The sequence below is a fragment of the Streptomyces anulatus genome (genome assembly GCF_014650675.1).
GTDB lineage: Bacteria > Actinomycetota > Actinomycetes > Streptomycetales > Streptomycetaceae > Streptomyces > Streptomyces anulatus.
Genome location: NZ_BMVK01000026.1, coordinates 40472 through 60814, shown reverse-complemented (window position 1 = coordinate 60814; position 20343 = coordinate 40472). Strand labels below are relative to the sequence as shown.

At 72.3% G+C, this 20343-nt stretch carries 20 protein-coding genes, 2 pseudogenes and 1 riboswitch; of the genes and pseudogenes, 10 read left to right on the top strand and 12 right to left on the bottom strand.

Going from position 1 to position 20343, the window contains the following annotated elements:
* Positions 1-19 precede the first annotated feature (19 nt).
* The 7 genes and pseudogenes from IE272_RS36575 to IE272_RS38985 form a co-directional block, all read right to left on the bottom strand.
* Complete coding sequence (locus IE272_RS36575; protein WP_050362233.1) at positions 20-1105, bottom strand: FecCD family ABC transporter permease; 1086 nt, start codon at positions 1103-1105, stop codon at positions 20-22.
* Between the two features lie 44 nt (positions 1106-1149).
* Entirely contained in the window at positions 1150-2232 is a 1083-nt protein-coding gene (locus IE272_RS36570; protein WP_190010019.1) for a FecCD family ABC transporter permease, read from the bottom strand.
* A 48-nt stretch (positions 2233-2280) separates the two neighbouring features.
* Positions 2281-3369 (bottom strand): iron-siderophore ABC transporter substrate-binding protein, encoded by a 1089-nt coding sequence (locus tag IE272_RS36565; RefSeq protein WP_056705075.1) that lies wholly within the window; start codon positions 3367-3369, stop codon positions 2281-2283.
* A 152-nt stretch (positions 3370-3521) separates the two neighbouring features.
* Positions 3522-4379, bottom strand: a complete 858-nt coding sequence (locus tag IE272_RS36560) for a helix-turn-helix domain-containing protein (RefSeq protein ID WP_190010017.1) — start codon at positions 4377-4379, stop codon at positions 3522-3524.
* Positions 4380-4442: 63 nt separating this feature from the next.
* The gene (locus IE272_RS36555) at positions 4443-4856 is read right to left on the bottom strand and encodes a hypothetical protein (protein ID WP_190010015.1); all 414 of its coding nucleotides are present in this window, start codon (positions 4854-4856) and stop codon (positions 4443-4445) included.
* Between the two features lie 62 nt (positions 4857-4918).
* Complete coding sequence (ddaH, locus tag IE272_RS36550; protein ID WP_190010013.1) at positions 4919-5731, bottom strand: dimethylargininase; 813 nt, start codon at positions 5729-5731, stop codon at positions 4919-4921.
* 17 nt (positions 5732-5748) lie between these two features.
* Positions 5749-5940 (bottom strand): annotated as a pseudogene (locus IE272_RS38985) (hypothetical protein); the annotation flags it as partial.
* A 353-nt stretch (positions 5941-6293) separates the two neighbouring features.
* On the opposite strand from IE272_RS38985, the gene IE272_RS36545 reads away from it, so the two are divergent.
* The 3 genes from IE272_RS36545 to IE272_RS36540 all read left to right on the top strand — a co-directional run bounded on the left by IE272_RS36545 (position 6294) and on the right by IE272_RS36540 (position 9747).
* Positions 6294-7871 carry an amidohydrolase gene (locus IE272_RS36545; protein WP_190010011.1) on the top strand — a complete coding sequence of 526 codons (1578 nt, stop codon included), beginning with the start codon at positions 6294-6296 and terminating at the stop codon, positions 7869-7871.
* A 148-nt stretch (positions 7872-8019) separates the two neighbouring features.
* Entirely contained in the window at positions 8020-8247 is a 228-nt protein-coding gene (locus IE272_RS38980; RefSeq protein WP_073959693.1) for a hypothetical protein, read from the top strand.
* A gap of 288 nt (positions 8248-8535) precedes the next feature.
* Positions 8536-9747 carry an MraY family glycosyltransferase gene (locus tag IE272_RS36540; RefSeq protein ID WP_190010009.1) on the top strand — a complete coding sequence of 404 codons (1212 nt, stop codon included), beginning with the start codon at positions 8536-8538 and terminating at the stop codon, positions 9745-9747.
* A 17-nt stretch (positions 9748-9764) separates the two neighbouring features.
* On the opposite strand, the gene IE272_RS36535 is transcribed toward IE272_RS36540, so the two are convergent.
* The gene (locus IE272_RS36535; protein ID WP_098891204.1) at positions 9765-10652 is read right to left on the bottom strand and encodes a glycosyltransferase family 2 protein; all 888 of its coding nucleotides are present in this window, start codon (positions 10650-10652) and stop codon (positions 9765-9767) included.
* A gap of 69 nt (positions 10653-10721) precedes the next feature.
* Here IE272_RS36535 and IE272_RS36530 point away from each other — a divergent pair, with 69 nt between their 5' ends.
* The 3 genes from IE272_RS36530 to IE272_RS36520 all read left to right on the top strand — a co-directional run bounded on the left by IE272_RS36530 (position 10722) and on the right by IE272_RS36520 (position 14808).
* Positions 10722-12941 (top strand): phosphoinositide-specific phospholipase C-related protein, encoded by a 2220-nt coding sequence (locus IE272_RS36530; protein WP_056705060.1) that lies wholly within the window; start codon positions 10722-10724, stop codon positions 12939-12941.
* Between the two features lie 155 nt (positions 12942-13096).
* A complete protein-coding gene (locus tag IE272_RS36525) occupies positions 13097-14077 on the top strand; it encodes a metallophosphoesterase family protein (RefSeq protein ID WP_190010007.1) in 981 nt (326 codons plus the stop codon).
* Positions 14074-14808, top strand: a complete 735-nt coding sequence (locus tag IE272_RS36520; protein WP_190010005.1) for a 4'-phosphopantetheinyl transferase family protein — start codon at positions 14074-14076, stop codon at positions 14806-14808. Before IE272_RS36525 ends, IE272_RS36520 begins: the two co-directional genes overlap by 4 nt.
* A 200-nt stretch (positions 14809-15008) precedes the next feature.
* Here IE272_RS36520 and IE272_RS36515 read toward each other — a convergent pair whose 3' ends face one another.
* The gene (locus IE272_RS36515) at positions 15009-15599 is read right to left on the bottom strand and encodes a histidine phosphatase family protein (RefSeq protein ID WP_190010003.1); all 591 of its coding nucleotides are present in this window, start codon (positions 15597-15599) and stop codon (positions 15009-15011) included.
* A gap of 124 nt (positions 15600-15723) precedes the next feature.
* Positions 15724-15816, top strand: a riboswitch (adenosylcobalamin (AdoCbl) riboswitch).
* 44 nt (positions 15817-15860) lie between these two features.
* On the opposite strand from IE272_RS36515, the gene IE272_RS36510 reads away from it, so the two are divergent.
* The 4 genes from IE272_RS36510 (at position 15861) to IE272_RS36495 (ending at position 18639) form a co-directional block, all read left to right on the top strand.
* The gene (locus tag IE272_RS36510) at positions 15861-16076 is read left to right on the top strand and encodes a CbtB domain-containing protein (RefSeq protein ID WP_050361777.1); all 216 of its coding nucleotides are present in this window, start codon (positions 15861-15863) and stop codon (positions 16074-16076) included.
* 60 nt (positions 16077-16136) lie between these two features.
* The gene (locus tag IE272_RS36505; RefSeq protein ID WP_079045450.1) at positions 16137-16892 is read left to right on the top strand and encodes a CbtA family protein; all 756 of its coding nucleotides are present in this window, start codon (positions 16137-16139) and stop codon (positions 16890-16892) included.
* Positions 16893-17089: 197 nt separating this feature from the next.
* Positions 17090-17899 carry an SDR family oxidoreductase gene (locus tag IE272_RS36500; protein ID WP_229898020.1) on the top strand — a complete coding sequence of 270 codons (810 nt, stop codon included), beginning with the start codon at positions 17090-17092 and terminating at the stop codon, positions 17897-17899.
* A gap of 32 nt (positions 17900-17931) precedes the next feature.
* Complete coding sequence (locus IE272_RS36495; protein WP_050361774.1) at positions 17932-18639, top strand: TetR/AcrR family transcriptional regulator; 708 nt, start codon at positions 17932-17934, stop codon at positions 18637-18639.
* 76 nt (positions 18640-18715) lie between these two features.
* On the opposite strand, the gene IE272_RS36490 is transcribed toward IE272_RS36495, so the two are convergent.
* The 3 genes and pseudogenes from IE272_RS36490 to IE272_RS36485 all read right to left on the bottom strand — a co-directional run bounded on the left by IE272_RS36490 (position 18716) and on the right by IE272_RS36485 (position 20343).
* Positions 18716-19393, bottom strand: coding sequence for a serine integrase family protein (locus IE272_RS36490; protein ID WP_229898018.1), 678 nt, complete (start codon positions 19391-19393; stop codon positions 18716-18718).
* Positions 19279-19704, bottom strand: coding sequence for a recombinase family protein (locus IE272_RS38975; protein ID WP_229898016.1), 426 nt, complete (start codon positions 19702-19704; stop codon positions 19279-19281). The genes IE272_RS36490 and IE272_RS38975 overlap by 115 nt, the downstream gene beginning before the upstream one ends.
* Positions 19705-19810: 106 nt before the next feature.
* Positions 19811-20343, bottom strand: a pseudogene (locus IE272_RS36485) (LysE family translocator).

Genomic DNA, 20343 nt, shown 5'->3' with positions numbered 1-20343 from the left:
GGAGGCGTGCGCCGGGCGGTCATCGACGACGGCCCGCGTACTGGCGCGCGAGCAGCCAGGCCAGGTACGCGCCGCCGACGCACACCGTGACGACGCCGACCGGCAGATCGATGCGCTGGGCGATGAAGTCCGCGCCGACCAGGACGGCCGCCCCGGCGAGTGCGGCGGGCACGATGCGCAGGGTGGTCGAACTCCGCGTCAGCCGCTGGGCGATCTGCGGGGCGGCGAGGGCGATGAAGGCGATCGGGCCCGCCGCGGCGGTCACCAGCGCCGTGAGCGCCACGCCGACGACCGTGGCGGTCAGCCGGGCGCGCTGGGCACGCACCCCGAGCGCGACAGCCGCGTCGTCCCCCATCTCCAGATGGACCAGGGGACGTACCACGAGGGCGGCGCCGACCAGCAGAACGGCGAACACGACGGCGGTCGCGCGCAGTTGCTCGAAGCCGAGCCCGCTGAGCGAACCGGCGCCCCAGGTGGCCGCGAGCATCGCCTGCTGCGGACTGACGGAGAGGAGCAGCATCGACGTGAGCGAGCCGAGGAACGCTCCGACGGCGATGCCGACGATGATCAGCCGGAACGGCCGCAGCCCGCCCCGGTAGGCCAGCAGGTACACCAGCAGCGCCGTCAGGGCCCCGCCGATCAGCGAACCCGAGGCCACCGCCAGGTAGTTGGCGGTCCCGAGCAGGAGCATCACGACACTCGCGCCCGCGTACGAACCGGAGGCGAAGCCGATGACGTCGGGGGAGCCGAGCGGATTCTTGGTGAGCGACTGGAACAGGGCGCCGCTGATCGCGAGCGCCGCTCCGCACACCACGGCGAACAGCAGCCTGGGCAGCCGCCACGTCACCACGACGAGGCGGGCCCGGGGGTCGGCGTCCGGGTCGAGGAGGGCGGACAGCACCTGGACGGGCGTCAGGGAGATCGACCCGGAGCCCAGGGTCACGACGCCCAGGGCGGCGACCACGACGGTCAGGACGGCGCAGACGAGGACGGCCCGCCGGTCGACGCGCAACGCCACCCCGCCGCGGCGCAGGGTCCAGGTGGCCCGGCCGGGATCGACCTTGCCGGGCCGGTTCTTCGGGCTCCGCGCGCGTACGGCCCCGATGGGCGGCGGCGTGGTCTCGGGGGGCTGGGACGCGGTGCGGGTGCTCACAGGGTGCTCACCTTCCGCCGCCGGACGAGGGCGACGAGGACGGGGGCGCCGACGAGCGCCGTGACGAGGCCGACCCGCAGCTCCCCGGAGGGCAGCACCACGCGGCCGATGATGTCGGCGACCAGCAGGAAGGCGGGGGCGACGATGACGGTGACCGGCAGGATCCAGCGCTGGTCGGGTCCCACGAACCAGCGCACGATGTGCGGCACCATGAGCCCGACGAACGAGATCGGACCGGCGATCGCGACCGCTGTTCCGGCCAGCAGCGTGACGGCCAGTATCACCGCGACCCGGGTCACCGCCAGGCGCGTTCCCAGGGAGCGGGCGATGTCGTCGCCCAGCGCGAGGGCGTTGAGCGATCCCGCGCTGAGCAGTCCGAGCAGAAGGCCGGCGCCGATGAGCGGCAGGGCGACCGGCAGGATGTCGAGCGACCGCCCGCCGATGGAGCCGACGCCCCAGAACCGCATGACGTCGAAGGTGGTCGTGCTCTTGAGCGCCATGGCGCTGGTGAAGCCGCCGCACACGGCGGTGAACGCGACGCCCGCCAGGGTGAGTTTGACCGGGGTGCCGCGATCCGCCCCGATCGAGCCGAGGGCGTAGACGAGAACGGTGAGCCCGAACGCCCCGCCCAGGGCGAACCAGATGAACTGGCCCGCGGCCGTGTATCCGAGCACGGCGACCGCGAACGTCACCGCGAGGCTCGCCCCCGCGTTGACGCCGAGGATGCCTGGATCGGCCAGGGGGTTACGGGTGAACGCCTGGATCAGCGCGCCGCTGAGGCCGAGCGCGGCGCCGGTGACCAGGCCGATCACGGTGCGCGGCACCCGTAGTTCACGCACCATGACGTGTTCGTCGGAGTCGTCGAAGTGGAACAGCGCGTCCCACACGGTGCCGGGAGCGATGGCGCGCGCCCCGATCATCACGCTGAGCACGGCGACGACGAGGAGCAGGGCGGTGGCGGTGAGCAGGATCAGCAGCCGGTGCCGGTGGCGTCGGGCCGGGCCCGCGTCGTCGCGCGGGCCCGGCTCGGCGCGCTCGGCACCGGCGGTGAGGTCACCCGTGGGCGGGGCGGTGGTCATGGTTGTCCTTGGGGGAGGGCGTCACCTGGGCGGAGCGGCGGACGGCGGTCAGGAGCCCGCGCCGGTGTTGCCCCTGCCCGCGACGGCGTCGGCGAGCATCGGGACGTAACGGTCGATCGCCCACGGGATGGAGAGCACCGACGGACCGCTGGTGGCCATGCCCATGGTCGGGTCCTGGACGAAGGCGTACTTGCGGTCGGCGATCGGCTTCCAGCGGGTGAAGAGCGGGTCCTTGAGCGTGTGCTCGACCTCGTCGGCGCCGTTGGCCCACGCGACGAAGATGTCGGCGTCGATGGTGTCGAGCTTCTCCAGGCTGATGCCGCCGTACCAGTTCGTGCCCTTGACGGTGGAGGCGATCTTCTCCATCGAGGGGGTGTTCTCGAAGCCCATCTCGGTGAGCAGGCGGACCCGGGCGTCGTAGTCGACGTAGAGACCGACGTCGGTGGAGCCGGGAGCGAGGGCCAGTCCGTAGGCGAAGGTGGTGCCCTTGAACTCCGGGTGGTCCTTCGTCACCGCGGCCAACTGCCCCTGGACGTCGGTGACGAGGTTCTCGGCCTTCTCGGTCTCGCCGAGCGCCGTGCCGATGGTCCGGGTCATCTCCTGCCAGGTTCCGCCGTCCCACGGCTTCTTGAGGTAGGGGACGGTGGGGGCGATCTGGGAGAGTCGCTTGTAGTCGACGTCGGTGATGCCGGAGTACAGGCCGACGATGAGGTCGGGTTCCAGCGCGAGGATCTGCTCGAAGTCGATCTCGCCCGCGTCGCCGTAGTTGAGGGTCTCGGGCAGCGGTCCGCCGAGCTTCTCGACCGTGCTGCGGAACCACGGGGTGTACCCCTGCTTGTCGCCGCCCCACTGCTCGTCCACGCCGACGGGGACGGTGCCGAGGGCCGCGACCACGTCCAGGGACATCCAGCTGACCGCCACGACGCGCTTCGGCTTCTGCTTGATCGTCGTGCTTCCGTGGCCGTGCTCGATGGTCACGGGGAACGCGGCCGACCCGGCCCCGGACTTCCCCTCCGGGGTGCCGGAGCCGGAGGTGCTGCCACCGCAGCCCGCCAGGACGACGACGGCGGCGACCGCCACCGTCAGGGCGCGGACCAGGGCGCCCGGCCCGCGTCGGGCCGGGATGAATATCGACATGTCTCTCCTTGGTTCTGAGGTAAGGCAACCCTCACCTGGAGAGACACTAGGAAGGCCTGGCCCGTTCAGGGGTCGCGTACCGGCCAGGGTGTGTCGTGAATCGGCCACCCGGCGGGCGGGCCTCGGCCCGTGCCGTCGGGGATGGCCCCGGGTCAGTGGGCGGCAGGCGCCGGAGCGGCCTGCTCGCGCAGATACTCCGTCGGGCTGGCGCCGGTGACCCGGCGGAAGGCCGCGCAGAACGCGCTGGTGGTGGCGTAACCGCTGCGGTGTGCCACGAGGTTGACCGGGTGCCCCTGGGCGAGCAGGGCCGTGGCGGCGGACATCCGGACCAGTGAACGCCACCGGGCGAACGGCATGCCGACGTCCCGGCTGAACGTCCGGGTGACGGTGCGCACGCTCAACGCGTGCCTGGCCGCCCACCCCTCGACGGAGAGGTCGCTCTCCGGGTCGCGCATGACGTCGTCCGCCAGCACCTGGATCCGCCGGTCCTCCGGCACGGGCACCTCGATCGCCGGCAGGGTGTCCTCCTCCAGCATCTCGATGATGACGCGCTGCGTCCGCAGCCGGAGGTCGTCGGGCATCGCGGTCGCGTCGAGGTGCAGCAGCATCTCCTGGAGCGCGCGGCTCACGCGCATCGGGCGGGCGGCGGACCATCCCGGCGGGACGGCCCGTCGCGCCACGTAGGTGTAGCAGCTGATGCCTCCCGCCTCGTGGGACGCGGCGTGCGGGGTGCCGGGAGGAAGCCAGGCGCCCTGTCCCGGGAGCAGGCGGCGCACGGTGTTCCGGGTGCGCAGGGTGATCGAGCCGGTGTGCGGCCAGACCAGCAGGGCGTCGGTGTGCGTGTGTACGCCCGAGGACACCGGTCCCGTCGGTTCGGAGTCGTCGAACACCGCGGTGGTGAGCAGATACGGCTCGGCCACCTCGGCCCCGCCGGCCGGGGGTTCGGCCCAGGCCGTCGAGGTCGTCGAGGCGGCCTCGACGTGGGGGTGGCGGGGGGCGGTGATCGGCATGAAGTTAGGTTACCCTAACTTCGTTCGGTGGTCGCCGGTCCGGCCGTGGGGCGGAGCCCGGCCTCAGGGCAGCCTCGGCCAGGGCGTCGGCGGCGGGCCGTACGCTTCCAGCAACGCGTTCCGGACGGCTTGTCGCCCCGCATGCCGGAACGCGCGGGGGTGGGAGTCCACTTCGTGCACCTTGATGGACCGCAGGACGACCGCGACCGCCACCGTGGTCCCGGGTTCCAGCGTCGCGAGCTCCTCCAGTTCCTCGCGGACGCCGGAGCCGAAGGCCTCGTGCAGCTCGGACACCTCGGCGGCCGACCAGCCCGGCACCGTGCTCGTGTCCGCCGTCTCGAACTCCACCCCCTCCGACCAGGGTTCGAAGTCCGCCACCGCCAGGGCGAAGGAGGACGGGCAGCCGGCCTGGCGGGCGTACACGGCCTTGACCGCTGACAAGGGGCGGGGAGGGAAGGTCCTCGGCTCGGTGGTCATGTGTTCACGGTATCGACGCCCCGGCGGCCTCCCCGCGGAATTACCGCGGGGAGGCCGTCCGCTCAGGCCTCCCCGCGCAGCTCCAGGGTGCAGCACTTCACGCTGCCGCCCGCCTTGAGGAGTTCCGACAGGTCCACGCCGACCGGGCGGAACCCGCGCTCGCGCAGCTGCCCGGCCAGATCCGTCGCGTTCTGCGGCAGCACCACGTTGTACCCGTCCGACGTCGCGTTCAGCCCGAACACGGCGGCGTCGGCGGCGGAGGCGAGGACGGCGTCCGGGAACAGCCGTCGCAGCACGGCCAGGCTGCCGGGGGAGAAGGCCGCCGGATAGTAGGCGATCGTCTGCTCGTCGAGCACGGTCAGGGCGGTGTCCAGGTGGTAGTAGTCGGGGTCGACGAGGGTCAGCCCGATCACCGGGCGTCCGAAGTACTCCTGGGCCTCGTCGTGGGAGCGGGGGTCGCTGCGGAACCCGGTGCCCGCCAGTAGCCAGTCGCCGGCCAGGAGATAGTCGCCCTCCCCCTCGTTGACGAACGCGGCCGTGCGCGGCTGCGGGTATCCGTTGTCGCGCAGCCAGTCGTGGTACGCCGGGCCCTCGGCGATGCGCTCGGCGTCGCGGAACCGGGCCACGAGGGCCCGTCCGTCGACGACGGTCGCCCCGTTGGCCGCGAAGACCATGTCGGGGAGGCCGGGGACCGGGTCGATCGTGTCGACGGTGTGCCCGAGGCTCAGGTAGACCTCGCGCAGTCGCTCCCACTGGGCGATGGCCAGCGGAGTGTCGACGGGCTTCGTCGGGTCCATCCACGGGTTGATGGAGTAGACCACGTCGAAGTAGGTGGGCCGGCACATGAGGTAGTGCCGGGCACGTGCGGTACGCATGGGTAGGGTCCCGATCGTCAGGGGCGGCCGGTGGGACAGCCGCCCATCGAGGTGAAGTACTCGGTCGCGGGCGGCTCGTGGCCTTCCGCGGTCCGTACGCGCGAGATCGCCGGCCCGCGGTCGCGGACCGGACGCTCCAGGTCTTCGGCGGGCCGGTTCCAGCCGATGCGGTTGTCCTCCTCGGTGCGCTTGTGGAAGAAGCCCGCCCTCTGTGGGAACGATCAACTGGCGCATCAGTAAAGCAAGCCTTACCTAAGAAATCAACGGCGCCCGATGGTCATGCCAGTTGAGTCCGCCGACGGGCCGGTGGCCCGCAAAGCCTGTTGGCAATAGGGGTGTTGGTGGTCGGCTGCGTCGGGGGCCCGCCCCGCACTCGGTCCACCTCGGGTCCACCTCGGGTTCAAGTCCGGTTCGGGGGACCGATGGTGCCCGCCCGCGTCACGGCAGTACATTCCGGCGGACGGCCGGGCGGGAGATCTTGGCGGCGAGGCCTCACGGCCGTACGGCTCCGAGAAGTCCCGCGCCGGTCAGGCCCCCAGGACCTCCGACGGACGGACTGCCCATGCTCTGTACGCGACTGACGAACGCGCGCATCCTCACGATGGACCCCCGGCACCCCGTCGCCCACGACCTGGGCATCTGGCGGGGGCGGGTCGTCGGTGTGGGCGAGGCCGTGACCTCCCTGCCCGCCCGCGAGGTCGTCGACCTGGGCGGCGCCACCGTGCTGCCCGGCTTCATCGACAGCCATGTCCACCTGGCCTGGACCGGGTTGAAGGCCGGCACGCCGAGCGTCGCCCCGTGCGAGCGGGTCGAGGACATCCTCGCCGTCGTGGACGCGGCGGCCCGGCGGCCGGCCCCGTCGGGCGCCTGGGTGGACGTCGCCGGGTACGACCAGCGGGCCCTGGGCCGGCATCTGACCGCCGCCGAACTGGACCGGGTCAGCCACGGCCGCAAGGTCTTCCTGATGCACGACTCCGGGCACGCCTGCGTCGTCAACACCGCCGTGCTGGAGCTGCTGCCGGACGGGACGCCGCACGAGAACGGCTTCCTCGCCGAGAGCGCCATGACCACCGCCCGCCGGCTGCGGCTGCCCTACTCCCAGGAGGAGCTGGCCGACGCGATCGAGCTGGCCGCCCGGGCCTGCCTCGACGAGGGGATCACGGCCTGTGCCGAGGCGGGCATCGGCGGCGGGCTCCTCGGTCACAGCCCGGTCGAGCTGGGCGCCTACCAACTGCTCCGGGACCGCGGCCGCCTGCCCCTGCGGATCCAGCTCATGGCGTCCGGCGACACCCTGCGCCCCCGCACCACCCATGCCGACGACGGGTTCCCCCGGGCCCTGGACCTCGGCCTGCGTACCGGGTTCGGCGACGACTGGCTGTCCCTGGGTGCGCTGAAGATCTACACCGACGGCGGGATGATGGCGCGTACGGCGGCGCTCACCTCCCCGTACGGGGGCACGGCCGACAACGTCGGACGCTTCCAGGACGACCCCGGCCGGATCGCCGACCTCATCGTCGACGGCCACCTCGCGGGCTGGCAGCTCGCCGTCCACGCCATCGGGGACCGCGCCGCCGACCTCGCGCTGGACGCGCTGGAGCGGGCCCAGAAGCTGTGCCCCCGCCCGGACGCGCGTCACCGCATCGAGCATGCCGGGCTGATCCGCCCCGACCAGCTGCCCCGGTTCGCCGGGCTCGGCGTGAGCGCGGTGGTCCAGCCGAGTTTCCTGCGCCACTTCGGCGACGACTACGCGACGGTGATGGGGGAGGAGCGGGCCGACTGGCTGTACCGGGGCAAGGGATTCCTGGACCACGGGGTCACCCTGGTCGGCAGCTCGGACCGCCCCGTCGCGGACGGTTCACCGCTGCGGGCGATCCAGTTCATGGTCGAACGCGCCTCCGCTTCGGGCCGTCTCGTCGGCCCGGACGAGGCCGTCACCGTCGACGAGGCGCTGCGGGCCTACACGGTCGCCGGCGCCCACGCCTGCCGCTGGGAGGAGTCGGCGGGCGCCCTCGCGCCGGGCATGCGCGCCGACCTGGTGGTGCTGGGCGACGACCCGCACCGCGTGGACCCCTCCCGGATCGGGGACATCGAGGTCGTCGGGACCTTCGTGGACGGCCGTGACGCCCTGGCCGCGAGGTGACGCTACGCTCGGCGCCATGCGTGCCGAGAGGGCGGAGAAGGCGGAGAACGGGGCGAGCGCCGCGTGGGTGACCGTCGTGTCGTACGAGAACCTGCCGGGCTGCCCGCGACCCCCGGCTGCCCTCCGCGCCTGACTGCGGGACCGAGGTATCGACTGGACGCCCTTCGCCGGGAACCTCGTCCGCTGCGATCTCGCTTGCGGCGTCGGCGCGGACGGGCACTGGCACGGTCGGTACGTCGTCCGGGTCCGCGCGGACGCGCTGCGCGGTCTGGGCCTGCACCCCGATCAGCCCACTGCCGTGATCGCCGGTCCCTCGCCGCCCCGCTGGTGGCACGCCGCCGCCGAGCGCAACGCCGAACGGGGCTTCGGGGGCTGACGGCCCCTCCGGCCGCGCGCTCTCCCAACTCCGTTCGCACGAATGCCCTTTGAAGGTCATGGGCCGGTCGGTCCGCGTCGTTCCGCGGCCGGGTGGCAGAACAATACCTCGCCCTTTTCGTGTTATTTAGGGCGAATGGGGACATCGGCCCGTAGGTTGGGGAGAAACGCCACCCGAGTGGCGTCCCGTGTCCCCCGACCCACAAGCGGCCCGGGACCGGGCGGCCGCCGTTCCACCGGCCGCCCGGCGTCCCGCGCCGCAGGTCATGAACGAGGAAAGGCAGGGCAGGTGAACGTGCTGGGGATCATCGCCTCCGGTGTGGCCGCGCTGTTCATCACGGTCGCACTCGCCAAGGGCGCCCGCCGTGCGGCGCTCCGCCCCCACGCCCCGGACGAACCGGGCGGGCGGGCGCCACGGGCCGCAGCGCTGCGCAGGGCAGGCGGTGCGACGGTCGTGCTCGGCGTCGGCACGGCAGCCGGCGGGGCCCTGTGGCTCGGCGCGGCGGACGACTCCGCCGGCTCCGTCGCGGGGCTGCTCGCCGGGGCCGGGATCGTCGCCGCCCTGGGGCTCGTCCATGACCTGAAGCCGTTCCGGGCCGCCCTCCGCCTCCCTGTTCAGACGGCCGCCGCGGTCCTTGTCGTCTGCCTCGCCGGACTGTCACCGGCGGCGGGCGTCCTGGCCGTGCTCTGGATCGTCCTCGTCACCAACGCGTTCGCCCTGCTCGACCACGCCGACGGACTGTTGACCACCGTCGGGCTGGTCACCGCCGCCGGGCTGCTCGCCTGCGCCGCCCTCGGCGGAGACCCCGCCCTCACCCTGCTCCCGGCGACCCTGGTGGCGGGCCTGGCCGGCTTCCTGCTCCACAACTGGCACCCCGCCCGCCTCCGGCTCGGCGCGTCCGGCGCGCAGTTCACCGGATTCGCGCTGGCCGCCTCCGGCGCGCTGATCCAGGAGGCCGCCCCGTCGGGCCGCGCCGCGTGGGCCGCGCTGCCGGTCCTGGCGACGGTGGCCCTCGCCGACACCGCCCTGGTCCTGATCTCCCGCCGTCGCGCCGCGCGGTCCCTGCTGCGCGACACGGACGACCACATCGCGCACCGCCTGCGCCGGGTCCGCGTCACCGTGCCGGGCACGGCGGTCCTCCTGGGCCTGTGGGCGGCTGTGCCGGTCACCACCGCGGCACTGGTGTACGCGGAACTGCTCCACCCCGCGTTCCTCCTCCTCCCGCCGGCCGGGTCCGTGGCCGCCGTGTTCGTCCTGCTGAGGATTCCGGCGTACACAATGCCCCGCACGGCCCCGTCCCGTACCGCCTCCCGGCGCACCACGGCACCCACCACCGGCGGCGCCGCGATCCCCTCCGCCGCCCCCGCACCGGGTGTCGCGGGCCCGGCTCCCGGGAAGGGCGCGCCGTCCGGCACCGCCAGGACCGCCGCCGGGCACCCGACCGTGCCGCCCCCGCCCACCGGACGCTCCGCCGCCGGGGTGGCCGCCGAGCGAAGCTGACGCCGCCCGGCTCCTGATCACCCCCGCAGCCGGCCGAGCGTGGCGCGGGCCGCGGTGCGCGCGTACGGGGAGAGCATCAGATACGGCGCCCACGGCCAGGTGTGCCGCAGGCAGTACACCCACCACGGGTGGAGCGGCAGCTCCTGTACGGAGGTCACGCGGCGCAGCGCCTCCCGGACGCCGATCCCCGGCTCCCGGGATCCCGGCGCGTCCGGCCCGCCCACACACTCACCGGCATGACCCGGGGCGACGAACACGGTCACCCCGGCCCGCCGCGCCCGGCAGCCGTGGTCGTAGTCGCCCATCCGGTGGCGGAAGACCTTGTCGGGGTCCCCGACGAGGTCGTACACGGCGCGGGGCACCAGCACCACGCGCCCGTCGTACGTGTCGCAGGGCTCGGGCCGGTGCTCGCCGGGCTCGACGAGAACCAGGGACCGGCCGCGCCGGCCGGAGTACACGGTGTCCCCGTACGCGTTCCGTACCGCGCCCACGACGACGGTTCCGGTCCCGGCCGCCGCAGCCGTCCGCAGCAGGTTCGCGACGGCGTCCGGGAACAGTTCGACCCGGTTGTCGAGCCAGAGCTGATGCGTCCAGGAGTGGGTCGGTCCGCCGGGCGCGCCGCCGAGCGGACCCCCGCCCCCGCCGCCGCTGCGGCTGTTGCGGCTCGCGATGCGCAGCGCCTGGTTGTGGGGGACGTCCGCGCCCACCGACATGACCTCCACCGCCGGATGCCGCAGGCGGACCGCCTCCGGCGTACCGTCGGTGCTGCCGGTGTCCACGAGATGCACGCCGAACGTCGTCCCGGCGGGGAGCCCGCGCTGATCCTCCAGGGCGCGCAGCGCGGACAGCGTTCGCGCGCGGCGGTCGTGACTCGTCATCAGCACGGCCAGGTGAACGGAGTGCACGGCGGGCTCCTCAGCTCCTGAGTCTCCTCATTCATGCATAAAAGCTGATATTCCGCATAGGCTGGGCGGGTGAGCGCCGAACCGACCGCGAACCCGCTCGGGCCGGAGTGGGGATCCGCGTCCCCGCGCCGGCCCGGCCGTCTCGTGCCGGTGCTCGCCTTCCTGCTGGCCGTCCTGTGCGTGACGACGGTCGCCCTGACCGCGACCGTCCGGTCCACGGTCGCCTCGCCCGGCTTCTACCAGGCGGTGCTGGACGAGGAGTCGGCGTACGACCGCCTCTACAGCGACGTGCTCGTCGACCCGGAGATCTCGCCCGTCACCCGCGACCTGCTCGCGCACCTGCCCGTGCCCGAGGCGCTGGTGACGTCGAACATCAAGGTCGTGCTGCCGCCCGCCACGGTGCGGGCCCTCACCGACCAGCAGATCGAGGCGGTGACCGGGTATCTGCGCGGCGACCGCGACGAGCTCCGGCTGACCGTCGACCTCGCCCCGGTGCTGGAGAACCTCGCCGACCTCGCACGCGTCTACTTCGGTGACCTGGTGGCCAATATCCAGGGCCGCGACCAGCCGGACTTCGAACGCTTCACCGCCGACCTCGCCACGGCGCTCGACGCCCTCAAGGAGGGCCGCGCACCGAACCTGCCCAGGCTCCCGCTCACCGAGGACCAGGCCGACCGCGCCGCCGACGCCCTCCTCACGGCGGTCCCGGAGCAGGAGCGGACGGCGCTGCGCCCCGAGATCGAGGTGGCGCTGGGGGAGGGGGACGTGTCGACCGCGCTGGCCGCGACCGCCGCCGCCGCGCTCTCCGACGGCTCGCGGAGCGCCGCCGCCGATCTCCGGACCACCCTCCAGGACGGTACGTGGGACCTCACCGGCACCCTGACCACCGCCGGGATGGACCTCACGGCCCTGGAGCGGGCCCGTGACGCCATCAGGCTTCTGACCCTGCTCCAGACCCTCGCCCTCACCCTCGCACTGGCCGCCCTCACGACGCTCTGGTTCACCGGCCCCGCCGCCCCGGCCCGCCGGCTGATGCGACTGGGGCAGACGCTCGCCTGCGCAGGAGTCCTGACCGCCGCGACCGTGCTGATGGCCCGGCTGGTCACCGGAGGACGCCTACTCGCCACACCGTCCTCCTGGGCCCCGAGCGTCACCGCGCTCGTCGACGACCTCCAGCGCAACGCCGTGAACCAGGCGGTGGCCACCGGGCTGGGCGCCGCCCTCACGGCTCTTGTCGGCGGCGTGCTCCTCACGGGGGCGGGCTGGGCGCTGCTGGTGCGCCCGGGCCGGATGCCGACCCCGACCCCGACAGCGGTGCGCACGACGGCGGCGGGCGTGGCCTGTGCCGCACTGGCCGGCGTACTGCTCGTGCCACCCGTGTTCGGCCCGTCCGCACCCCGCCAGTGCCTGGGCAGCAGCCGCCTGTGCGAACTGCGCTACGACGAAGCCGCCTACCTCACCTCGCACAACGCCATGTCCACCACCACGGACCGGTTCATCGGACCCCTCCAGGACCCCGACATCACCACCCAGCTCAACACCGGCGTCCGGGCCCTCCAGCTCGACACATACCGCTGGGAGCGCCCGCAGGACATCGCCGCGCGCCTCGACTCCCCCGAATTCACCCCCGAGCAACGGCGCCTGATCTCCGGAGCCATCGACAAGGTCAACCCGCCGCGCGAGGGCCTCTGGCTCTGCCACGGCGTCTGCCGCGCCGGGGCCATCGAGCTGGTCCCGGCGCTGGAGGACATCGGCGACTGGCTGCGCGCCCACCCCACCGAGATCGTGACGCTCATCGTCCAGGACGACATCAGCCCCGAGGACACCGAGAAGGCGTTCCACGCCGCAGGCCTGGACGACCTCCTGCACACCCCCTCGGAGGACCCGGACGCCCCGTGGCCCACCCTGGAGGAGATGATCGACAGCGGTCGCCGACTGGTGGTGTTCGCCGAGAAGGCCGACGGACCGGCACCCTGGTACCGCAACTTCTACCGGTACGGGATGGAGACCCCGTTCGCCTTCCGCAGCCCCTCCGAGATGACGTGCGCCCCCCACCGGGGCGGCACAGGGAAACAGCTCTTCCTGCTCAACCACTTCATCACGAACGCGGGCGGCAGCCGCCTGGACGCCGGTCGTGTCAACGCCCGCGACTGGGTCCTGGAGCGGACCCGGGCCTGCGAGGCGGAACGCGGCAGTCCGGTCACCTTCATCGCCGTCGACTACACGACGGTCGGCGACGCGCTCGGCGCGGTGAACGAACTGAACTCCCGCCGGACTGAAAGCGACTGACGAAACGTCATCGACGGGTCGAACCCCACCCGACGTGCCCACGGTCCGAAACCCCGGCGGAACCGCACGAGGAGCGTGAGAGGCTACGTTCCCAGCGGCTCCCCACCGTGCGGACGGAGCCGGACCACTGCCGACAGATCGGGAAATCAGCGCCCATGACGCCTCCGAGCGACCCCGCACCGCACGGTGCTCCCGCCGCCGTTCCCGCCCCGGGCGACGGACGCCGACAGCAGGGCGCGGGCCGTCTGCTGGCCGTGAGCGACCTGCACGCGGCGGTGTCCGGCAACCGGCCCATCGTGGAGTCCCTGCACCCGACGTCCGACGCGGACTGGCTGATCGTCGCCGGCGATGTGGCGGAGCGGCCGGAGGACATCCGGTGGACGCTCGGACTCCTCGCCGAGCGCTTCGCCCACGTGATCTGGACCCCCGGCAACCACGAGCTGTGGACCCTGGCCAAGGACCCGGTCCAACTGCGCGGCCAGGCCCGCTACGACCACCTCGTCGAACTGTGCCGGGACCTTGGAGTGACGACCCCGGAAGACCCGTTCCCGCTCTGGCCGGGCCCGGACGGACCGGTGGCGATCGCGCCGCTCTTCCTCCTGTACGACTACACCTTCCGCGCCCCGGGAACGCACACGAAGGAGGAGTCGCTCGCCGTCGCGCACGAGTCCGGCATCGTCTGCAACGACGAATACCTCCTGCACCCCGACCCCTACCCGACGCGGGACGACTGGTGCCGCGCCCGGGTCGCCGAGACCGGGCGCCGGCTCGCGGAGCACGACCCCGAGATACCCCTCGTCCTCGCCGGGCACTGGCCGCTCGTCCGGGAACCCACGTCGGTGATGTGGCACCCGGAGTTCGCCCAGTGGTGCGGCACCGAACTGACCGCCGACTGGCACCGCCGGTTCAACGTCACCGCCGTGGTCTACGGCCACCTCCACATCCCCCGTACGACCTGGTACGACGGGGTGCGCTTCGAGGAGGTCTCCATCGGCTATCCCAGGGAGTGGCGCGAGAGGGGACACCCGCGCGGCCTGCTGCGGCAGATCCTCCCCTACGAGGGCGAACCCGCCCCGCCGGCCCGCACCGACGCCGAACCGTCCGCACAGCGGCGCACCCCTGGAGACTCCTCGTGATCGAGCTGCTGCTGCCCGCCGACGTCTCCTGTGCGGCCACCCGCGCGGAGACCGTCCCCGAGGGAACCCTCTTCCCGGAGGAGGAGGCACTGGTCGCCAAGAGCGTGGCCAAACGCAGGAACGATTTCGCGACGGCCCGCGCCTGCGCCCGGCGCGCCATGGCCGGACTCGGCCTGCCGCCCGTCGCGGTGCTCCACGGCCACCGGGGACGACCGCTGTGGCCCGAGGGGATCGTCGGCAGCCTCACCCACTGCAACGGATACCGTGCGGCCGCACTGGCCCGTGCGACGGACGTGCTGTCGCTGGGCATCGACGCGGAACCGCACGCCCCGCTCCCCAGCGGCGTACGGGAGTTGGTGACCCTGCCCGCCGAACGCGAGCGGATCGGCCCGCCCGCGCCGGAGGGAACGGGCGAAATCCACTGGGACCGTGTCCTGTTCAGCGCCAAGGAGAGCGTGTTCAAGACCTGGTACCCGGTCACCGGCATCGAACTCGACTTCATCCAGGCGGACCTGACGTTCCATCGGGCGGACGGTGAGGACGGTGCGGACGACGGCGACGGCAGGCTGCCTCACGGCGGTACCGCCGCCGAGGGCACGTTCACCGCACGTCTGCTCCTCACGGACCCGGCCCTGCCGACGACGCTCCACGGACAGTGGCGGATCGAGGACGGCATCGTCGCCACGTCTGTGCTGGTCCGGCCCGACTGGAAGGACAGCGACGGGTCGTGACGATCGGTCGGCCCGGGAGGAGCCCTGCGCACTGACGTCCGCTGGGGTTGGAGGCGTTGCGCACTGACGTCCGGCAGAGCTGGGGGCGTTGCGCGGGGAGGTCCGGCGGGGCTGGGGAGAGTCGCGCGGGGAGGTCCGGCGGGGCGGGGGAGAGCTGCGCAGTTGCGTTCGGGAGACCGGGGGCCGTTGCGCAGGGGCGTTCAGCGGACCGTTGGTGCGGTCAACGGGCGGCCCAGCCCGACGTTCCACCGGCCCGACCGCCCGCTGAGTTCAGTCAGCGTCAGCGGGGCGACGTCCAGACGCCAGAAGGCTTCGGCCGGCAGCCGCAGGCCATGGACGACCGCCGCCCGGACGACGGCGGCCTCGGCCACGGCCAGAAAGCCTTCGCCGGGTGCGTCCGGTCCACCGAGGGAGTCCAGCCACCTTCCGATCCTCCCGACCAGGTCCCGCAGCGACTCGCCGCCGTGCGGAGCCGCCGAGGGATCACCGAGCCAGGCGCTCATCCGCGCGGGCTCGGCGGCCGCCACATCGTCGAGGCGGCGGCCGGACCACCGCGCCAGGTCCCAGCCGGACAGGGCCGGTTCGGGCCGCGCCGCCAGGCCGAGCGCCTCGGAGGTCTCACGGCACCGCTCGGAGGGGCCGCTGAGCGTGAGTCCGGCCGCAGGCACCGCGTCTGCCGCAGCTTTCGCGCGCTCCCGGCCGGACCGGTCCAGGGGAGCGTCGCCGTCGAAGCGGGCCTCCCGCAGTGCGGCGTTCATCGCCGGTGAGATCAACATCACCCGTACTGTCATGTCCCTGCCCTCACTTCTTCACCAGGGGCCCCAGGGCTGTCGCCCCAAGGGGTCCGTGCTCGGCGACCTCGCAGATTGGACCATGGCGGTGTCCGGGCGCAGGCGGTATGGTCACGTCGACCATGACGAGGGTGTGACGGAAGTCCGGTGAGAATCCGGCACGGTCGCGCCACTGTGAACCCGCATCCGCGGGGAAGTCAGACCCGGCACCTTCGTCCGAGGCACCACACAGGGACGCGTGTTCCCACAGGAGGTTCTGCCATGGCACAGTCCGCCGTTCCGGCGACAGGGACGTCCGCGATCGCCCCGATCTCGGCGAAGGCCATTGCCCCGTGGGCGGTCTTCTTCGGCATTCTCATGCTCGTCCTGCTGTACTTCGTCGGCGCCGAACAGGGCGCCACCGCGCTCATCTCGGGCGAAGGCGTCCACGAGTGGGTCCACGACGGCCGTCACCTGCTCGGCTTCCCCTGCCACTGAGGCACCTGAGCAACCAGGGAATCAGCGGACACGGGAAGCAAGAGAAATCAGGAAACCATCGTGAACTCCATATCTGTCAGAGCTCTGCTCGTGCGCGGCATGCTCGCGGGCCTGATCGCGGGCGCGTTCGCGCTCGCCGTCGCCTACTTCCTCGGCGAGTCCCACGTGGACGCGGCCATTGCCCTCGAAGAGGCCCACAGTCATGACCACGGCGGCGGCGAGGAGTTGGTCAGCCGCACCATGCAGGCCACCGGTGGACTCGCCACCGGCGTACTGGTCTTCGGCGTGGCCGTGGGCGGGATCGCCGCCCTCGTGTTCTGCTACGCGCTGGGCCGCATCGGCGACTTCGGCCCCAGGGCCACGGCGGCGCTGATCGCGGGCGCCGCCCTGCTCGCGGTCTACATCGTGCCGTTCCTCAAGTACCCGGCGAACCCGCCCGCTGTCGGCGACCCCGACACCATCGGTGAACGCACCGCCCTGTTCTTCCTGATGGTCGCCCTCAGCGTGCTGCTCGCCGTCGCCGCCGTGATCATCGGCAGGCGGCTCGCTCCCCGCCTGGGCAACTGGAACGCGACCGTCGCGGCCGCCGCGGGCTTCGTCCTGCTGATCGGTCTCGCCTACGCCTTCCTGCCCTCCTTCGACGAAGTGGGCAAGGACTTCCCGGCCGGCCTGCTGTGGGAGTTCCGGCTTTCGACGCTTGCGGTCCAGGTGACGCTGTGGAGCGTCTTCGGCGTCGTCTTCGGTTACCTCACCGAACGGCTCCTGACGCCCTCAGCCCTTGCTGCGACGTCCCGGACCGCGAGTGCGGTGAACTGAGGCCGCTACCGCGCGCACGAAGGAACCCGCCGGGTGTGACCCGGCGGGTTCCTTCGCGTGCAGACGGATCCAGTCGGGTAGCGATGTTTATTAGCGTTGCTACGCTCTCGAGGTAGCGATGCTATCGCTTCGGTGTTAGCGTTGATTCCATCGGGTTTCACGGAACCGCCGCGACCCCTGTCGGCAGGAGCAATGCCATGACCGGACAGTCCGCATCGACATCCGCGTCGACGACCAGCGAACAGTCCGTCGGAGCGCAGTCCGCGCGCGCCGGTGGCACTCCTCGCCGGGTTGCCGTGGTCACCGGTGGGTCCCGGGGCATCGGCCGTGAGAGTGCCGAGCGCCTCGCCGCCGACGGATTCGCGGTCGTCGTCAACTACGCGGGCAACAGTGCCGAGGCGGAGGCCGCCGTCGCCGCCATCACCGCTGCGGGCGGCGAGGCCGTCGCCCAGCAGGCGGATGTGGCCGACGAGGTCGCCGTCGCGGCACTCTTCGACGCCGCCGAGGCGGCGTTCGGCGGCATCGACGTGGTGGTGCACGCGGCGGGGGTCATGGCGCTCGCCCCGCTGGCCGAGCTCGAACTCGACACGCTCGACCGGATGCACCGCACCAACATCCGGGGCACGTTCGTGGTCGACCAGCAGGCCGCGCGGCGGCTGCGCGAGGGTGGAGCCATCATCAACTTCTCCAGCTCGGTGCTGTCGCTGGCCCTGCCCGGTTACACCGCGTACGCCGCGACCAAGGGCGCCGTCGAGGCGATGACCCTCATCCTTGCCCGTGAGCTGCGCGGCCGGGACATCACCGTCAACGCCGTGGCGCCCGGGCCGACGGCCACCGCTCTGTTCCTGGACGGCAAGGACGAGGAGACCATTGCACGCATGGCTGCCCAGCCGCCGCTGGAGCGGCTGGGGACCCCGCAGGACATAGCCGAGGTGGTCTCGTTCCTCGCCGGCCCGGCCCGTTGGGTCAACGGCCAGGTGCTGCGGGCCAACGGCGGCATCGTCTGAGCGCCGCCGTGCCGCTTGATAGCGTCCGTCCGGTGAGTACGAGTACACGGACACGCATCCTGGAAGTGGCCGCCACGCTGGTCAGGGAATCTCCCGACGGAGATATCTCCACGCGCGCCGTGTGCGAGGCGGCGAAGGTGGGCGCTCCGGCGCTCTACCGTCACTTCGGCGACAAGGAAGGCCTGCTCTCGGCCGTCGTCGACCACGGCTTCGAGAAGTATCTGGCGACGAAGAGGGAGCGCGGCGAGACGACGGACGCCGTGGAGGACCTGCGCCGGGGGTGGGACAGCCACGTCGCCTTCGCTCTCGACAACCGCAACCTCTACCGGTTGATGAACTCGCCGGCGATGCGCACGCCGCCCGCTGCGGCGCTGGAGTCCCACCGGATCCTGACCGGCGACCTGGAACGGGCCGCGGCCCAGGGCCGGATACGCGTCGCGCCCGAGCTGGCCGCCCAGATGATTATGTCGGCCAATGTGGGCGTGGCGCTGATGCTCGTGTCCCGCCCGGCGACGTTCGACGACATCGAGGTGTCCCGCCGCGTGCGCGACGCGCTCTATGCGACGGTGCTCACGCCGGAGGCGTCGCCGGGCACACCGCCGGACGCCGAAGTCCCCACGGCGGCGGCCCGGTTGAGCGCCCTGCTGAGGCAGGAGCACGGGGCGGGTCTGAGTACCGCCGAGGCGGCGCTGATGAAGGAGTGGCTCGACCGGGTGGCGAACGCCCGCCCGGACGGCTGATCCGCACCTCGGGTACCACCGAGATGAGCCCACAAGGGGCCACGGGATGATCTTGAAGCCCTGGCCGGCCTCGGGGTCAGGCTGGGGCTTCGTGGGCGTTGACGCGGTTCTCGTACTCGCGACGGGCCTTGTGCTGGGCCGGAACAGCCGGGAGGCCCTGGCCGCCGTCGAGGGGCTGGCAGCGGTCGAGGAGCTGACGGTGCACGGCGGGGACAGCGGTCATGCGCAGGGTGTAGCCCTGGCCGCGCCGAACAGTTGCCCCCTGGTGAAGCGCGGCCCGCTCGGCGGGCTCCAGGTCGGCCGAGCGGAGGAAGTCGGCGACTTTGCCCGGCATGTCGAGGGTGACTGGCTGTTTCGGGGCAAGGACGTCCCTCTCGTCGGCCGTGTGCTCGGGCAGCAGATCGGCGACGGCGGTGCGGATCGCGCCGCGACTGACGCCGTGGTCGCGCGCGAGGGCGGCGATGGACCGGCCCTCCAGGTACGCGGTGCGGATGGTTTCGGTCTTCGCGGCCGCCACGGTGGGGCGGCGCCCGCCCTTGCTGCCCTTGGCCTCGGCGGCGCGCAGTCCGTCGAATGTGAGTTCCCGCTGGAGGTCGCGCTGGAGTTCGTCGTCGGCGGCGAGGGTCTGCACCATGAGCTTCATGGTGGAGAGCCGTTCGCCGGTACGCGGGTGGCAGGCGGTGAGGTCCATCGCGGAGAACACGCCGTCGTGGATGCGCAGCGCCACCTGCTCGCGGTGGAGGACGTCGAGCACGTCCAGGATGTGTCCGGTGCCGCGTACGAGGCGGAACATCTCGGAGATTCGGAGATGTGGACGGTGTCGCCCGGTCGCGCGTAGGTGAGCAGTTCGCGGAACTTCGTGCGCTGGAGGCGGCTGGAGGTGCCCGGGTCTTCCTCGAAGACGACCGGGTCCTCGATGCCGGCCTCGTTCAGGACGAGGTTCTGCCGGGCGGTCGACTGCTGGTCGGTCGAGACCCGCTTGTAGACCAGGTTCGCCACCGAGGGCCCCTTTCCGTGCGGAGGATTGGACCCTGTCCGTCGTAAGACCCTGTCAGCAATCACCATCGGATCTGATTGGATTCGCGCCGCCTCGAACCCCCGGACTGCACGGGTTCATTGGATACCAGGGCGGCCTGTCGTCAAACGATCGTTTGACGACAGGCCGGAGATGCTAGGTTGCGGCGCTCCGGATGCCGAGGGCGATGAGTACCACTGATGTGGTCCTGGCGACCGTGCGCTTGAAGCGGGATCCCTGCAGGGCGTGGGAGGCGCGCCGGATGAGGAGGGTCCAGGCGGCGAGCCAGAACGCGATCAGCAACGCGTGGGCGGTGGCCAGGGTCAGGATCTGGCCGGCGAAGGACCGGTGGGGTGCGATGAACTGGGGGACCAGAGTCAAGTAGATAGCTGCCGCCTTCGGGTTGAGGACGTTGGCGAGCATATGCCCAGGCCGATGAGGTAGACGGCACCGATGAGCTTGACCGCGGTGAAGGCGAGGCTGGAGTGCATGACCAGGGCTGACAGGCCTGCTATGGCGAGAGTGGCGTGCATGTACAGGCCGGTGACTGTGCCGATGATGACGGGAAGAGCCTGACGGCGGCCGCTGTCGGTGACGTGCTTGATCAGCAGGGTCAGGCTGGCTCCGGGGGTGGCGATCAGGGGCAGGACCGCCACCAGGAACCCGGCGACGGCGTAGGGATGGACCAC

Coding starts and splice junctions, on each gene's coding strand:
- IE272_RS36565 (WP_056705075.1), bottom strand. CDS start 3,369: ATGTCGATATTCATCCCGGCCCGACGCGGGCCGGGCGCCCTGGTCCGC.
- IE272_RS36570 (WP_190010019.1), bottom strand. CDS start 2,232: ATGACCACCGCCCCGCCCACGGGTGACCTCACCGCCGGTGCCGAGCGC.
- IE272_RS38975 (WP_229898016.1), bottom strand. CDS start 19,704: ATGGTGATTGCTGACAGGGTCTTACGACGGACAGGGTCCAATCCTCCG.
- IE272_RS36560 (WP_190010017.1), bottom strand. CDS start 4,379: ATGCCGATCACCGCCCCCCGCCACCCCCACGTCGAGGCCGCCTCGACG.
- IE272_RS36545 (WP_190010011.1), top strand. CDS start 6,294: ATGCTCTGTACGCGACTGACGAACGCGCGCATCCTCACGATGGACCCC.
- IE272_RS36500 (WP_229898020.1), top strand. CDS start 17,090: ATGACCGGACAGTCCGCATCGACATCCGCGTCGACGACCAGCGAACAG.
- IE272_RS36510 (WP_050361777.1), top strand. CDS start 15,861: ATGGCACAGTCCGCCGTTCCGGCGACAGGGACGTCCGCGATCGCCCCG.
- IE272_RS36515 (WP_190010003.1), bottom strand. CDS start 15,599: ATGACAGTACGGGTGATGTTGATCTCACCGGCGATGAACGCCGCACTG.
- ddaH (WP_190010013.1), bottom strand. CDS start 5,731: ATGCGTACCGCACGTGCCCGGCACTACCTCATGTGCCGGCCCACCTAC.
- IE272_RS36525 (WP_190010007.1), top strand. CDS start 13,097: ATGACGCCTCCGAGCGACCCCGCACCGCACGGTGCTCCCGCCGCCGTT.
- IE272_RS36555 (WP_190010015.1), bottom strand. CDS start 4,856: ATGACCACCGAGCCGAGGACCTTCCCTCCCCGCCCCTTGTCAGCGGTC.